At 67.4% G+C, this 15,716-nt stretch carries 11 protein-coding genes and 2 pseudogenes; 11 read left to right on the top strand and 2 right to left on the bottom strand.

Annotated elements, in window-relative coordinates:
- The first annotated feature begins 39 nt into the window (after positions 1-39).
- From ACFY1J_RS17335 to ACFY1J_RS17290, 10 genes and pseudogenes are all read left to right on the top strand, one after another.
- Positions 40-1,356: an ABC transporter substrate-binding protein gene (locus tag ACFY1J_RS17335; RefSeq protein WP_390731452.1), complete on the top strand. Its 1,317-nt coding sequence runs from the start codon at positions 40-42 to the stop codon at positions 1,354-1,356.
- 5 nt (positions 1,357-1,361) lie between these two features.
- Positions 1,362-2,348, top strand: coding sequence for a carbohydrate ABC transporter permease (locus ACFY1J_RS17330; protein WP_390731500.1), 987 nt, complete (start codon positions 1,362-1,364; stop codon positions 2,346-2,348).
- A gap of 34 nt (positions 2,349-2,382) precedes the next feature.
- Positions 2,383-3,222: a carbohydrate ABC transporter permease gene (locus tag ACFY1J_RS17325; protein ID WP_390706225.1), complete on the top strand. Its 840-nt coding sequence runs from the start codon at positions 2,383-2,385 to the stop codon at positions 3,220-3,222.
- 26 nt (positions 3,223-3,248) lie between these two features.
- Positions 3,249-4,613, top strand: a complete 1,365-nt coding sequence (locus tag ACFY1J_RS17320) for a GH1 family beta-glucosidase (protein ID WP_390731451.1) — start codon at positions 3,249-3,251, stop codon at positions 4,611-4,613.
- A 61-nt stretch (positions 4,614-4,674) separates the two neighbouring features.
- Positions 4,675-5,239 (top strand): annotated as a pseudogene (locus ACFY1J_RS17315) (discoidin domain-containing protein); the annotation flags it as partial.
- Positions 5,240-5,518: 279 nt separating this feature from the next.
- Complete coding sequence (locus ACFY1J_RS17310) at positions 5,519-5,830, top strand: hypothetical protein (protein WP_390731450.1); 312 nt, start codon at positions 5,519-5,521, stop codon at positions 5,828-5,830.
- A gap of 51 nt (positions 5,831-5,881) precedes the next feature.
- Entirely contained in the window at positions 5,882-7,108 is a 1,227-nt protein-coding gene (locus ACFY1J_RS17305; RefSeq protein WP_390731449.1) for a hypothetical protein, read from the top strand.
- Between the two features lie 72 nt (positions 7,109-7,180).
- On the top strand, positions 7,181-7,579 hold the full coding sequence (locus tag ACFY1J_RS17300) for a hypothetical protein (protein ID WP_390731448.1): 399 nt from the start codon (positions 7,181-7,183) through the stop codon (positions 7,577-7,579).
- Positions 7,580-8,130: 551 nt separating this feature from the next.
- Positions 8,131-12,978, top strand: a complete 4,848-nt coding sequence (locus ACFY1J_RS17295; RefSeq protein WP_390731447.1) for a DddA-like double-stranded DNA deaminase toxin — start codon at positions 8,131-8,133, stop codon at positions 12,976-12,978.
- Positions 12,921-13,481 (top strand): Imm1 family immunity protein, encoded by a 561-nt coding sequence (locus tag ACFY1J_RS17290; RefSeq protein ID WP_390731446.1) that lies wholly within the window; start codon positions 12,921-12,923, stop codon positions 13,479-13,481. Before ACFY1J_RS17295 ends, ACFY1J_RS17290 begins: the two co-directional genes overlap by 58 nt.
- A gap of 255 nt (positions 13,482-13,736) precedes the next feature.
- Here ACFY1J_RS17290 and ACFY1J_RS17285 read toward each other — a convergent pair.
- Positions 13,737-13,995 (bottom strand): annotated as a pseudogene (locus ACFY1J_RS17285) (3'-5' exonuclease); the annotation flags it as partial.
- On the opposite strand from ACFY1J_RS17285, the gene ACFY1J_RS17280 reads away from it, so the two are divergent.
- Positions 13,996-14,919, top strand: a complete 924-nt coding sequence (locus ACFY1J_RS17280) for a hypothetical protein (RefSeq protein ID WP_390731501.1) — start codon at positions 13,996-13,998, stop codon at positions 14,917-14,919.
- A gap of 207 nt (positions 14,920-15,126) precedes the next feature.
- Here ACFY1J_RS17280 and ACFY1J_RS17275 read toward each other — a convergent pair whose 3' ends face one another.
- On the bottom strand, positions 15,127-15,594 hold the full coding sequence (locus ACFY1J_RS17275; RefSeq protein WP_390731445.1) for an ATP-binding protein: 468 nt from the start codon (positions 15,592-15,594) through the stop codon (positions 15,127-15,129).
- Between the last annotated feature and the right edge of the window lie 122 nt (positions 15,595-15,716).

The raw sequence follows: 15,716 nt of genomic DNA, 5'->3' as shown, positions 1-15,716 counted from the left end.
AAGCCATGATGGCAATCCCGGAAGGGGACACCAGGAGCCATGCGCAGCATCCGAGCCGCGGCCGTAGGCGCCGTCACCATGTCTCTCGCCCTGGCGGCCACGGCCTGCGGAGGCGGTTCGTCGAGCAGCGGTGGGTCCAACGACTCGCCGAAGACGCTCACCTACTGGGCCTCCAACCAGGGCGCCAGCATCGCGATCGACAAGAAGGTCCTCCAGCCCGAACTCGACAAGTTCGAGAAGCAGACGGGCATCAAGGTGAAGCTGGAGGTCGTGCCCTGGTCGGACCTGCTCAACCGGATCCTGACCGCGACCACCTCCGGCCAGGGCCCCGACGTGCTGAACATCGGCAACACCTGGAGCGCCTCGCTCCAGGCGACCGGGGCGCTGCTGCCGTGGGACGCGAAGAACTTCGGCAAGATCGGCGGCAAGGACCGCTTCGTCGACTCCGCGCTGGGCTCGACGGGCGCGGAGGGCAAGGACCCGGCGGCCGTACCGCTGTACTCGATGGCGTACGCGCTCTACTACAACAAGCAGATCTTCGCCGACGCGGGCATCTCCAAGCCCCCGGCCACCTGGGCCGAACTCGTCGCCGACGGCAAGAAGATAACCGCCAAGGGCAAGTCGGTCCTCGGCGCCGAGGGTTCGAACGTCTCGGAGAACATCCACCACGTCTTCGTCTTCGCCAAGCAGCACGGCGCCGACTTCTTCACCGCCGACGGCAAGCCCGACTTCACCAACGACAACGTGGTCGCCGCGGTCAAGCAGTACGTCGACCTCATGGCCAAGGACAAGGTCATCCCGACCGGAGACGCCGAGTACGCGCAGAACCAGTCCGTCAGTGACTTCGCCAAGGGCAAGCAGGCGATGCTGCTGTGGCAGTCCGCGTCCGCCAACCTCAAGTCGCAGGGCATGAGCGAGGACGCCTACGGCGTCGCCCCCGTCCCCGTGCAGTCCGGCACCCCGGGCAGCGGCGCGCAGGTCAACTCGATGGTCGCGGGCATCAACATCTCCGTCTTCAAGAACAGCCACAACCTCGACGGCGCCACGAAGTTCGTGAAGTTCATGACCAGCGACGAGGAGCAGAAGATCCTCAACAAGGCCTACAGCTCCATCCCGCCGGTCAAGACCGCCCAGGAGGACGCCGCCTTCAACACCCCCGCGAACGCCGTCCTGAAGAACACCCTCGCCACCAGCGCCGCCGCACTGCCCCAGGTCGCCGCGGAGTCGCAGTTCGAGACCGCGGTCGGCACCGCCGTCAAGGAGTTGTTCGCCGACGTCGCCGCCGGACGCGCGGTGACCACCGACTCGGTGAAGGCCAAGCTGGAGAAGGCCCAGCAGCAGATGCCGGCGGCGTGAGCACGATGACGACCACCACCCCCGTCAGGGAGTCGGTCCCCACGAGTTCCCCCGGGGCGGCGCGCGGCTCGCGCCGCCCCGGGCGGATCCGCCGCGTGGGACTGCCGTACCTGCTGCTCCTGCCCGCCCTGCTGCTCGAACTCCTGGTCCACCTGGTGCCGATGGTGATCGGCATCGTGATGAGCTTCAAGGAGCTCACCCAGTTCTACATCCGCGACTGGGGCAGCGCCCCCTGGTCCGGCTTCGGCAACTACCGGATGTCGGTGGACTTCAACGCCCCCGTCGGCGAGGCGCTGCTGCACTCCTTTCTCGTCACGGTCGGCTTCACCCTGCTGTCGGTCGGCCTGTGCTGGCTGATCGGCACGACGGCCGCGGTCTGCATGCAGGACACGTTCCGCGGCCGGGGCCTGCTCCGGGCACTCTTCCTGGTGCCGTACGCGCTGCCCGTCTACGCGGCCGTCATCACCTGGGTGTTCATGTTCCAGCACGACAACGGCCTGGTGAACCACGTCCTGCACGACCAACTGCACCTCACCGACAAGCCGTCGTTCTGGCTCATCGGCAACAACAGCTTCGTCGCGCTGCTCGTGGTGAGTGTGTGGAAGGGCTGGCCGTTCGCCTTCCTCATCGTGATGGCCGGGCTGCAGAACATCCCGCGCGAGCTGTACGAGGCGGCCGCGCTGGACGGCGCCGGAATGTGGCAGCAGATCCGCCGCATCACCCTGCCGTCCCTGCGCCCCGTCAACCAGGTGCTGATCCTGGTCCTGTTCCTGTGGACGTTCAACGACTTCAACACGCCGTACGTCCTGTTCGGCAAGGCCGCCCCCGAAGCCGCGGACCTCATCTCGGTCCACATCTACCAAGCGTCCTTCGTCACCTGGAACTTCGGCACCGGCTCCGCGATGTCCGTCCTGCTGCTCCTGTTCCTGCTCGTCGTCACGGGCGTCTATCTGCTGCTCACCTCACGCGGACGGAGGGCCGCCGATGTCTAGCCCCGCCGGCTCCCGGGTCCCGTCGGCCTCCCCGATGGCCCCGCCGCGCTCCTTCCTGTGGACCCGGCGGATCTTCCTCACGCTGCTCACCGGCTTCGTCCTGGTGCCGGTGTATGTGATGATCTCCAGCTCGCTGAAGCCGCTCGCGGACGTCACGGGCAAGTTCCGCTGGCTGCCGAGCGACCTGACGATCCGCCCGTACATCGACATCTGGTCGACCGTCCCGCTCGCGAAGTACTTCGTGAACTCGCTGATCGTGGCGGGCGCGGCGACCGTCTGCTCGGTGGTGATCGCGGTGTTCGCCGCCTACGCCGTCAGCCGCTACAGCTTCCGCGGCAAGCGTGTCTTCACGGTCACCGTGCTGTCGACGCAGATGTTCCCGGGCATCCTCTTCCTGCTCCCGCTGTTCCTGCTGTACGTCAACATCGGCAACGCCACCGGAATCGCCCTGTTCGGCTCGCGCGGCGGTCTGATCCTGACGTACCTCACCTTCTCCCTGCCGTTCTCGATCTGGATGCTGATCGGGTACTTCGACTCGGTGCCGAAGGACCTGGACGAGGCGGCGCTGGTGGACGGCTGCGGGCCGCTCGGCGCGCTCTTCCGGATCGTCGTGCCGGCCGCGATCCCCGGCATCGTCGCGGTCGCCGTCTACGCCTTCATGACCGCCTGGGGCGAGGTCCTCTTCGCCTCCGTCATGACCAACGACACCACCCGCACCCTGGCCGTCGGCCTCCAGGGCTACTCCACGCTCAACGACGTCTACTGGAACCAGATCATGGCCGCGTCGCTGGTCGTGAGCGTGCCCGTGGTCGCGGGCTTCCTGCTGCTGCAGCGCTATCTCGTCGCGGGACTGACGGCGGGCGCCGTCAAGTGAACCCGCCCCGTTTTGAAGGGACTTACGTGTCCGAACGCATCGACCTCGCCGCACTCCCGCACGACTTCCTGTGGGGCACGGCCACAGCGGCGTACCAGATCGAGGGAGCTGTCACCGAGGACGGCCGCTCCCCGTCGATCTGGGACACCTTCTCGCACACCCCCGGGAAGATCGACAACGACGATCACGGCGACGTCGCCTGCGACCACTATCACCGCTGGCGCGAGGACATCGGCCTCATGCGTCAACTCGGCACGAACGCCTACCGGTTGTCGATCGCCTGGCCGAGGGTGATGCCGGGCGGCGACGGCCCGGTGAACCCCAAGGGCCTCGCCTTCTACGACGAGTTGGTGGACGGCCTGCTGGCGTCGGGCATCACCCCCTCCGTCACCCTCTACCACTGGGACCTCCCGCAGGCCCTCCAGGACCGCGGCGGCTGGCCGGAACGGGCGACCGCCCTCGCGTTCGCCGAGTACGCCTCGGCCGTCGCCGAACGCCTGGGCGACCGCGTGCGGCTCTGGGCGACCCTCAACGAGCCCTCCTGCTCGGCCTGGATCGGCCACCTGGAGGGCAAGATGGCCCCGGGCCTGACCGACCTCACGGCCGCCGTCCGCGCCTCCTACCACCTCCTCCTCGGCCATGGCCTCGCCACCCAGGCGATCCGCGCGGCCGTCCCGGACGCCAGGATCGGCATCGTCAACAACCTCTCCACGGTGTTCGCCGCCACCGACCGCCCCGAGGACGAGGCCGCGGCCCGCCGCCACGACGGCCACGTCAACCGCTGGTGGCTGGACCCGGTCCACGGCCGTGGCTTCCCGGCCGACATGCGCGAGGTGTACGGCATCGAACTCCCCGAGCGGGAAGGCGACTTGGCGACGATCGCGGCCCCGCTGGACTGGCTCGGCCTCAACTACTACTTCCCGGCGTACGTGGCCGACGACCCCACCGGCCCCGCGCCCCGCGTCCGCTCCGTGCGCCGCCCCGGCGTCTCCCGTACTGGCATGGACTGGGAGATCGACGCGAGCGGCATCGAGACCCTGCTGCTCCGCCTCACCCACGAGTACGGAGCCCGGAAGATCTACGTCACGGAGAACGGCTCCGCCTACCCGGACGTGGTGCGCCCCGACGGCACCGTCGACGACCCCGAGCGCCAGGAGTACTTGCTGACCCACCTGGCGGCCTGCGCCTCGGCGGCCCGCAAGGGAGCCCCGCTGGCCGGCTACTTCGCCTGGTCGCTGCTGGACAACTTCGAGTGGGCGTACGGCTACGACAAGCGCTTCGGCCTCGTCCACGTCGACTACCGCACACAGGTCCGCACGATCAAGGGAAGCGGACACCGGTACGCGGAGATCGTGCGCGCCCATCGCGGCCGCGCACGCAAGGCCGCCTGAGGCGGTTCCCCGGTGGGCGCGAGTGGTGGAGCCCGCGCCCACCACATCCCACACCTCACGCATGCTCCTGAGCGCGCTCACGACGCCGGCGTTCCTGGGCGCGTGCCCGGCGCTCGCCGCCCCTGTTTACACCGACCGCGCGGCCACCGCCTCCGGCAGCGAGAACGCGGCACCACGCCGGACCTGGCCTTCGACGGAAACGGCGCGACCCGCTGGTCCAGCTACTTCGCGGACGACGCCTGGATCCGCCTCAACCTCGGCACCACGATCCGCATCGACCGGGTCGTCCTGGACTGGGAGGCGGCGTACGGCAAGAGGTACGTCCTGGAGGCATCCCGCAACGGCACCGACTGGACCCCCTTCCACACCGAGACCGATGGCACCGGTGGTACCGTCACGGCACACACCTGCCCGCAGGAGGTCACCGGCCGCCACATCCGCCTGCGCGGCATCGAACGAGCCACCTCCCTACGGCTATTCGCTCTGGTCGTTCAAGGTCTACGGCGGCGAACCGGCCCCGGCCTCCCCGCCCCGCACCGACCTGGCCCTGAACCACCCCGCACTCGAACCACTACCAACGCGCGGGAAACTCACCGGCGTTCGCCAGGGACGGCGGCTGGCCCGCCGGCTTTCCAGTCCGGTTCTGCATGAGCCGGCATTCGCGGCAACGGGTTCACGGCAGCGCGGTCAGGTCCCCCGTTCGCCCTCGGCTGCCGACTCGACCTCTGGCACGGCCTTCCGGGCGAACTCGCCTGTCGCCGCCCGCACATCCACCCCGTCCGTCATGGAGGCCATGATGCCCGGCCCGGCGGCAACGGCCCCTGCCAACGGCAAGGTTGAGCAGTTGGGGTACCGGCGGCGTCATAGCCGCCCGGTGTCACCCCGAGGATCGTTAGTGTTGCCCCATGAGCGCGTTGGACACGGCCGAGCTCAAGGCCATGATCGAAGAGGCGACTGTCGACGCCTACAACGACGACGAGCAGCTGACCGGACTGTTCACCATGCTCGAGGAGCACCTCGAACTGCCCTTCACCACCGCGGTTCTAGGTGTCGAGGTGACTGTTCGCGGCATCGACCTCACCCCGGACGGCAGGATCGCCGCCCTGTGCTCTCGCGGCGGCATGCGGCAGTCGATCGGAATCCTGGATCTGCCTTTGCCCAGCCCGGCGCCCGAGGGCGCGGAGTGGATCGAGGCATACCGTCACTGGGCCGGTTGAGGCCGGGCACCTCACACCCACGCGGAACCGGCTTGTGTGAAAGGGCTGAACATGGGTGACGTCGTACAGGGCACGCATCAGGGCGCCGGCGATCCGTCGCTGACCGACCTCATCGAGCACAGTGCCGAGTTGAAACGGCAGCTGGTCGCCTTCGGGCAGAGCTCCCGCTTCGACCGGTGGTTGACGCCCCTCCTGCTGGAGGCCGCGGGGCCTGAGCGGCAACTGGACGAGGGCGAGGCGATCCGGATCGTCGACCACTTCATCCTGCGGTACCGCCTGCCGGACGGCTCGACCGTGGTGGACCGGTTCGTCGCCGGACGGAAGGACTTGACCGCGGCCGACCGCGAGATGCTGCTCGGCTGGCGTGACCCGGTCGAGGGCATCTTCGAGGTCCAGCGCAGGGAAGCGGATGCCCTCGTCCTGCTGAACCTGGTCGACGACCTGGAGTACCGCACGTACTCGAATGCCGGGCGGGCGGCCTTCCGCGGAGTGTCCAAGGGCAGCTTCCTCCATGCCTGCCTGGTACCGGTCCATCCGGCGGGTGGTCCGTGGCTGGTGTCCGGGGCGATGTCGAGCTACCCAAGATCCAGCGCCACCGAGATCGCCCAAGCCGCTCTCCAACTGGTCACGAGCCGACCCGAACTGGTCTTCCGCAACCCCCAGAAGATCGAGCAGGGATGGCAGGCGATGCGGAAGGACCGGGCCGTGTTCGTCGAGTTCTGCGGCAGCGACGAACTGGTCCTTCCACCTGCCGAGGCCGAGGACCTCCTCAACGCCTACTACCGCCACCGTCAGGAGGCCGCCGTCGCCGGACATCCCGACCGTGCCCGGGACAGCCGACGCCCCGGCCTGGACCTGCCGCTTTTCGAGTTGCCGGCGGAACTGGCGGGCTCGGACACCATCGGTGTCATCTACGACCAGGTCGACGGGCTCAACTTCTACGCGGACTATGGGATGCTGCGGGACCTCTTCGGGACCCCGGCTCTCGCGGGCCGTAGGCAGCATCAGGACCTGCTGCGCACGTACCTGCGCGAGGAGTCGATCGGGCCACTGCCGATCCGCCGACTGGCTGCCGCTCACCCGGAGGCGGTCGACGCGGTGTTCCGAAAGCTGCTGCGGAAGCCCGGTTTCACCTGGAGCGAGCACGGCGAGGCGCTGCTGCGCCGACGCAAGCCCTGGTACTACGAGAACGAACCTCGCCCTGGTGTCTCCGTGATCGGCGACCGGCTCAGTGCGCTGGCCGCCGGCCGCCGACAGTCACCCTTCACACGGCCGTGATATTGCGCAACACTGCCCGTCCTCTTTCCATACCGCGTGTCCGAAGGCCAGTGCGTGAAAGGCGGCAGAGGCTTGACCGACTGGATCTACATCCTCGATCGGAACAAGGATACACTGGACGGCGAGCCCTCCGGCATGGAATCCATCCGCCGCCTCGCCCGCGAGGATCCCGAGCTGGACTTCTGGCTCAGCCGGCGCAACCGCATGCGTCCGGGCGACCGCCTGTGGTTCTTCTTCAGCCACCCGGAGTCGGCGGTCGCGGCAGTGGCCGAGGTCGACGATGAGCCGTGCCTCGATCCCGACGACCCGGAGTTGTCCTACCGGGTCGAGGCGACCTTGCTGCCGGAGGCGACGGACGCGCTGTACCGCAACCCGGTGGGGCGGGAGGACCTGCGACTCGGTCAGGTCCGGTCGGTGCAGAAGGTGAAGCCGGAGGCACTGCCGGTCCTGCTGGCGCGGGCTGGCCTGTGAAACGGCTGCTGATGCAGGTGCGTTACCCGGCCCGGCCCGGAGCCCGGGCCGTGGCTGGCCGACTCGGACGGCGCGCATAGACGAGTCCGGTCAGCAGAGTCTGATCCTCGATGCGGCGAGGTCCGTCGCTTGCTCCAGGCCTCATTCCGACTGTGATGTTGATCTCACGGTGACGGAGGGTATGGGAGGCCGTCGGTTCCGGTAAGGGGCCGGTAAGGCGGTTCTCGCAAGCTCTACACAGTATCCGCACAGTTCCCTCATATGCGTCACGGTAACCAGGCGTAACTGCCGTCTGAGGCAATGCCGTTGCGGAGTGGATCACCGACGTGTCTATGGTGGCGTCCACTCCTGGAAGGACCTGACCAGTCCGCCTGTCCCGGAGCGACCGGCGCGTCCACGGGGGGAGCGCCCTACACAACATGAGGTCCCAGAAGTCACGCGGGCCTGACGTTCCCCTCCTGGGAGTGCGCTTGAAGAAGCCACCCCCCCTATAGAGAGGGATACGCGTGTTGCGTAGACCTGCACGGAAGCAGGGCAAACATCCCAGATGGATGGCGGTCCTGGCGACTCCGGTCGTCCCGATTGCCTCCCTCGCTCTCCTCGCCACCGTAGCGGTGCATCCGGAGCCGACCGCCGGCCGTGATCCGCGCACCAGCCCGGTCGCCGACTCCTACGACGGGTTCGACACCAAGGCCGCCGAGCAATTGCGCCTGGACCAGTGCCTGATGGCCGACGGCCTGCGCAGAGGCGGGCCGAACCTGTACAGCTTGGCCAACACCTCCCTGCCGCTGCCGGCGGACCAACTGCACCAGAAGGCAGACCGCACCTACGACACCGGTGCGTTCGCTCAGGCATGGCAGAAGGACAGTGACGACACCGACGCCTGGGTGAAGAAGGCCCAGGACACCGACCAGTCGTTCAAGAACACCGTCAGCGGCCTGGACAACTACCCCGGCTCTCCCAAAGCGGAGAAGATCTTCGACAAAACGGGGATGCTTCCTTGGCTCTACCAGTCGTACTTCAAGTCCGTCGACTTGCTGTCACCGTTCTACGACCCGTCACCGCAGGCGGACGACAAGACCAAGAAGGCCGCCCTCGCCATCGGAAACCCGCTGTACACCAGCGGTGGGACGAGCCAGGAGCAGGAGGCCTGGAAGCTCTGGAAGAAGAACTCCGCAGACCCGATCCCGAACGAGATGTTCGTTCCCCGGGTGTTCGACGACGACGCCAGGATCTTCCTCGCCTCCGGAGGCTTCCCCAGGACCGCGCCGACGACGGACACCCCGGAGTTCCGCATCGCGGTCGAGGACTTGAAGTCCCGGTTCGCTTCGTGCGCGTGGCACAACCCGATCGACCCTGACCGGGTCCTCGGCAAGGAGGTGGCGCAGGCGTCCGGCGAGTGGCAGCAGGAGATCACCTCGCAGGCCGCGCAGCGCCAGCAGATCTTCTCTTCCGGCAGTACCGCCACCAAGGCGCTGCAGAACGGCACCTTCGCCCTGGGCAAGATGCTGGGTCAGTCGTGGATCGCGGACTACTCCACCCGCTGGCTGGACTACTACACCGAGGGCGGCCTCGGCTGGATCGGCGACGGCCAACTGGAGATCCAGGTGCCGGGCGCTGCCGGCAAGTGCCTCGACGTCCAGGGGGCCGGCAAGACCAACGGCACCCCGGTCCAGGTCTACACCTGCAACGGCGGCGCTTCCCAGAAGTGGCAGGTGATGGGCTCCTACGACGGCGGCTACACCCTGGTCAACCCGAACTCCTTCAAGTGCCTTGAGGTGCTGAACGGCAACGGCGCCGACGGCACGAAGATCCAGATCCGGGACTGCGGCAGCGCCAAGGCCCAGCAGTGGAAGTTCGACGTGCGCAGCGCCGGCCCGCTGCGCAACGCGGCGACCGGCAAGTGCCTGCACCTGCCGACCTTCGACAACAGCAAGGACGCCGTGCAGTCGACCTGCAACGGCTCTGCCGCGCAGAAGTTCAGGATCGTCCCCAAGACCCACACCGGCACCGCACCGGCAAAGGCCGATGTGGACAAGGCCAAGGCCAACATCACAGCTGCGCAGGCGGATACGAAGAAGCAGCTCGCCCTCCTCAAGACCCAGCTGGAGACAGCCCAGAAGGCCGCGACCACGTCGGACACCGCACTCCAGGCGTCGTACGGCATCGCCGACACCAACGGAGCCCCGCGGGGTCGTGGTCTGCTGGTCGGTCTGCAGAAGGACCAGGTCACCAAGGGTGCGGCCGCCGCGCTCACGGCGATGGAGAAGGCCGGTGAGACCGCCGAGGCCGCGACCCGCGCCTCGGCCGGGGACAGCGCGACCATCACGCAGCGCGCCCTCGCGCAGGCGGCGCAGTCGAAGGCGGAGTTCCGCAAGAAGGCCGCCGAGGCAGCCGAGTTCCAGGCGAAGGCCGCGGCGGACGCGGCGAAAATCCACCGGGACAACGCCAAGAAGGACAAGGAGACCGCGGAGGCCAAGCTCACGGTCGCGGTGAAGGCCGAGGGCGACGCGAAGGCGGCCGCCGCCGACGCGCACGCCAAGCGGCTCGCCGCCGAGGCCGAGGAGAAGACGGCCAAGGCGGAGAAGGAGAACGCGGCGGCCAAGCAGGCCGAGGCCGCCCAGCACCGCAAGAACGCCGAGTCCGAGGCGACCAAGGCGAAGGACGCCAAGGACAAGGCCGAGGCCGCCGAGAAGACCGCCGAGAGCAAGCGCGACGACGCGGTCACGGCGAAGGACCATGCCAAGTCCCTGCGGGACGACGCGTGGGACGCGAAGCAGAAGGCGGATGCGGCCCGCGCCAAGGCCGACGCAAAGGACGCCTACGCCGACTCCCTCGACTCCGGGGACGCGGCGGACGCGGCTCGTGCTGCCGCGAACGACGCGGACAAGGCTGCCGACGACGCCGAAGCCGCCGCGACGAAGGCCCGTTCGGAGGCGGACGCCGCCACGCAGGCCGCGGCCGACGCGGATGCGGCAGCGACGCGCGCGGAGGCGGCGGCGAAGCGGGCCCGCTCCGACGCGGACGCCGCCCAGGCGGACAAGCTGAAGGCGGACGCGGCGGTGAAGACCGCGACCAGCGCCGCCGCGGACGCCATCAAGGCATCCCAGGACGCCGCAGCCGAGGCCAAGACGGCGGTCAAGCTCGCCGACGAGGCCGAACAGCACGCCAAGGACGCCAAGACCCAGGCCGACGGCGCCAACAAGGAGGCCGGCAACGCGGTCGCGGCCGCGGCGAAGGCCGCGGGCTTCGCCCACGTCACCGCGCAGGCCGCGGTGGACGCCGGTGAAGCGGCGAAGCAGGTCGCCAACCCGGCCAACGACGCGATCCAGCTCGGCTCCTCCTACGTCGACAACGACTCCACCGCCGGCCTGGTCGTGCTGACCGGTCAGGCGTCGAAGACGATCGCCGAGCAGCAGCAGGCCGTCGCCGACGCGCACGCCAAGAACGCCGCCGCAGAGGCCGACGCCGCCAAGAACCTTGCAGACCAGGCCAAGGGCGACGCGAAGGAGGCCTACCAGCACGCAGCGAACGCCGCCAAGTACGCGTCCGACGCCCGCACCTACTCCAAGGACGCCCTCGGCTACGCGGCCGACGCCGCCAAGGCCGCGGCAGCGGCGCAGGCATCACTGGCCCGCACCATGGAGTACGACAAGCAGGCAGCCGAAGACGCCGCAGCAGCCGACAAGGCAGCAGGCAACGCCGAAGGCTACGCAAAGGACGCCCGCGACTCCGCCGACGCCGCCGAACTCGACGCCGAGGCGGCCCGCTCCGCGGCCAGCCAGGCCGAACAGGACGCCAAGGACGCCCGAGCGGCCGCCACCCGCGCCGACGCAGCGGCAACTGAGGCCGAACAGGCGGCGAAGGATGCCGACAAGTACGCCAAGGAAGCCCAGGATGCGGCCGACCGGGCTGAACGGGAGGAGGCCAACAAGGAAGCATCCCAGGGGTCCGGTACGGGCATTCCCGGTGTGTTCGCCGTCCCGGACGAGTCGACCGTCGAGATCGTCAGCTCCAAGCAGATCGGCACGTGCCCGGGGATGCCGGAAGCGGCCTTCCAGGGCTGCGATGCGACGTTCGACCTGGTCGTCACCTACGAGGCCGACTTCTACCTGTGCGCCGACGACCAGGCCCAGGCCACGGCGGACGGGTGCCCGAAGTCGGCGTGGGAGTTCCTTAAGCGGACGACACTGAAGAACGTCAAGATCGACGGCTGGACGCACAAGTTCTCCGGTAAGGACATTGTCCGCGCCGGGTGGCAGAGCCTCTTCGGTGATGTGGCCGGATCGATCCTGTTCTCCTTCTTCGCCGAAGACCTGATGGACTGCTGGCACGGCAGCAAGACCGCCTGCGCCTGGAGCCTTGCCACGTATGTCCCGGTCGAAGGCCTGCTCACCCCGATTGCGCGTGCCGTCAAGACACTCAACACGGCTGCCAAAACCGGAGTTGGGTTCGAGGACGCCTGGAAGGCGCTGCGCGCCTACAACTTGTCCGATGAGGTCATCGCCGGTATTGCCGCAAGAGCCGTTGCGGCTCTTGCCAAGGTGTGCGAGCGCACCAATAGCTTCCCCGGCACCACACGAGTGCTGATGGCAGACGGCACCACCCAGCAGATCCAGGACGTCCGGGTCGACGACGCAGTCCTCGCCACCGATCCCGAGAGCGGCCGTACCGAAAGCCACAGCGTCACCCGCACCATCTACACGCCGGACGACACCGACTTCGCCGACATCACGATCAACGTCGGCAACGCACGGATCACCGCCACTCAGCACCACCCCTTCTGGTCGCCCAGCGCCCACCGCTGGATCGACGCCGGCGACCTCAAGCCCGGCCAGGCCCTGCGCACCAGCAGCGGCGCGACCGTCACGGTGGCTCGCGTCCATCGCTACCATCAGATCCATTCGGCTTACAACCTCACCGTTGAAAACTTCCACACGTACTATGTGCTAGCCGGGGCGACGCCAATCCTCGTGCACAACACAGCATGCGTTAACGTCGCGAAGGTGCTGGCGGAGCTTGCCGACAAGCGCGTGACGACCGGTCGAATCTTCGATTCGTCGGGCAAAGAGGTTTTCAAGGAGATAGAAGCCGGAGGTGGCGGCGCTCTCGTTGACGCTACCGATGAATATCTGAGAAAATACGGAACTGCCATCCATCCGAAGGCTAAATACTACCCGGCTGCGCAGCATGTTGAATCGCAATATGCCATGTGGATGCGGCAAAATGGGGTAACCAACGCCACGGTGGTAATGAACAACGCCGAAGGTGTATGCGGAGGTCCGTACGGGTGCCTAAGGGCAGTCAAGACAATCCTGCCGGAAGGCTCAAGGATGACTATATGGTACCCTGGCGCACTGAAGCCAGAAGTCATTCTCGGAGAGGCCGCCGCACCGTGATTTTGAATGCAGTGATCCATGGCCGCTATCACTATGCAGAAAGCTGGCCGGAAAAGGTCAGGCTAGTTGATGAAGTCATGGAGAATATGCGGTCAGAGCGCCGTGACCAGCCTTGGATCAGTCCAGGGGAGGTGGCTACGCTCATGTTCGCGGACAGGCGTCATTCAGAGTCCGTAGACGATTGGTGGCCTGACAACACCCTCCAGGTTGCAGTCAACTTGGAGAGCGGTTACGGCGGCCTCGTCTGGTTCGCAACCCAAGAGCGCGCGACGAAGGACGAAATTTCGGAGCACATTTGGGTTTCCGATAACCCGAATCCTCCGAACTTCGATCCGCGTGTTGTGTCCGACCCCGGGGTTCCGTTTTTCTTTGATCCCAGAAGCGCTCTGCCGATTGATCGGGTTCGGGCCGCACTTGAGGAGTTCTGTCGACATGAAACCGGCGATCGACCCGAGTGTATTCGATGGGTTCACGGAGAAATGAATGGACAGAGGAATGAGTGATTCTCATCCTGTCATGCTGTCCCGGGCGGAGCCGATCGTGGGTTGTCTGCCGGAATAGTTCCGGCAGGAGGCCATCGTCATCATAATGCGCCATGCGGGATCATCCGAGAACTGAATGGACCGTACGAGTGTGGTTGCGGCCTCGAACTTCGCAGGTGACGCTGTTTGGTTAATTCGGGGCCTCGCGTGACGTCGGTTCCCAAGACCCCGGTGGTCTTGGGAACCGACGTTGTTGTTTGAGGAGGGTGGCAGTCGTTACGCAAGCTCAATCGCGCCAGAATCTGTTGGATGTGTATCAATCCAGGACAACCCACCTAGGTCGAGGCGGATGCGCGCCCGTGTGACAGCAACGTAGGCAAGGCGGACATCAGTGTCGTTGACAGGTTCTGGAATTGCGCGGCCCTCGGCATCGTGCCGGGTCGGTGTCCTTGGGAGGTGGGAAGTCGTCACGGATCCGGACGGATGGCCATTCGCGGCCCTTGGCCTTGTGAGCGGTGGACACAGTTGCGTCGGCATGCCCCTGGCCGACAGGCAGGCCGGCGCATGCGTATACGTCGACACCATTGACGGTCCGGCAGGCGGTGTCCACGTCAGCTGGAATGCCGGTCAATCCCTGACCGAGGCTGCCCTCGGGTTCATGGAGCCGGACCGGCTCGATCACCGGGGACCGGTGATCGAGCACGGTGCGCGGGTCGGTTCACTCATGGACGAGACGATCAAAAGGGTGCTCACACTTGCCGGTTTCCGCACCCGTGACGCGGCCGAGCTCAACGACCTGGCCCCGGGAACCCATGTCGCGGGCCGGCAGCCGAGACAGTGGTTCATCGAGTACATCCTCACGGAGGGTGTACTTGGTCTCATCGCCGCCATCCGTTCCTGCGACCCGAGCGGTGACGATTCCGGCGAGTCGGCGGCCGGTATCAGCGCGGAGGACAAGGCACGGCTCACCGGACGGGGCATCCGGATCGTGCAGGACGGTCTGCACCGTCTGACGGATGACGACCGGCAGGAATTCGCGCGCGTCTTCCGCCGGCTCGCCGGAGCGATGTACAGCCAGGCCATGGCATGCAGGGGCTTTTGGAAGGCAGACCGGTTGCTGCTGGAACTTCCCGACGAACTCTGCCTCCCTGCGCAGGAACCGCCGACCGTAGCCGGTACTTCGGTGACCCGGTTTCAGGTGCTCGCGGCCGCGTACGCGGCTCTGCTCGGCAGTATCGAGCTGGCCGACGAAGACACCGTCGACGACGATGACGCCGTCAAGATCACCGAAGCGTGGACGGGGACCCTGCTGAGGCGGATGGGCCAGGCGCCTGACGAGGACCGGCAGGAGCTGATCCGCCTCTTCCGGGAGGCCGCTTGCGAGGAGACCGACTCCGCGTACATGGCGTTCGCTTCCGGTTTCCCGGAGGCCATTGGTTTGGTCGAGGAGGGCGACTGAGCGACGACCACCTGATCAGGTGGTCCGGCCATCGGCCACCAGGCGTGCTCCGCTGGCCTCCATCCACAGTTCATGCGAGCCACTGCTTACCGGCCGGTGCGGTCGTGGCGGAAGTGCAAAGTGCGGGTCACCACCGAGGCCATCGTCGGCGCCGTCACCGGCTCCCTCGCCACGCGCCAGGCCGTGCTGCCATCCCGTAGGGGCGATTCACTCACTGACCGACCCGGGTTCGCGTCGGCCGAGGGTGAGTTCGGCCCACACGGTCTTGCCACCTGGCGGATAAGGCTCGGTGTCCCAGCGGTCGGCCAGGGCCGTGATGAGCAGGAGGCCACGACCCGTCTCAGCGTACGGTGGTGTCTCGAAGTCCGTTGAAGCGGAGGGCAGTTGGTTGCCGCGGGCGTCGGTGACGGCGATGCGGAGGACGCCGGCGGACGGGTGGTCGAGGGTGAGCGCGAGGCGAAAGTCGCGGCCTTGGACTCGGCCGTGCAGGACCGCGTTCGCGGCCAGTTCGGCGACGATCTGCTCGGCACGCTCGGTGACCGTGGGGGACACCTCCCAGGTGCGCAGCTGCTCGTAGGTGAGCAGGCGGGCGAGGCGGGCTCCGCGGCGGGTGGACGACAGTTGCTGCGCGAAGTTGCGCACGGGGGTGCGGAGCGGAGGCGTGGTCGCGTTCATGGGGCCACGGTGGCGGGCGTGTGGGAGCGTGATCCAGGCTTGCGGCCCGTACGCTGCGTCAGCGTACGGGCGCATTCCGTGGACGGTACGCGAAACCTGCGGTCACGCTGGGTGTTGTCCAG

It is taken from the genome of Streptomyces sp. NPDC001406 (genome assembly GCF_042895285.1).
Taxonomy (GTDB): domain Bacteria; phylum Actinomycetota; class Actinomycetes; order Streptomycetales; family Streptomycetaceae; genus Streptomyces.
This window is presented reverse-complemented; position numbering and strand designations above follow the sequence as displayed.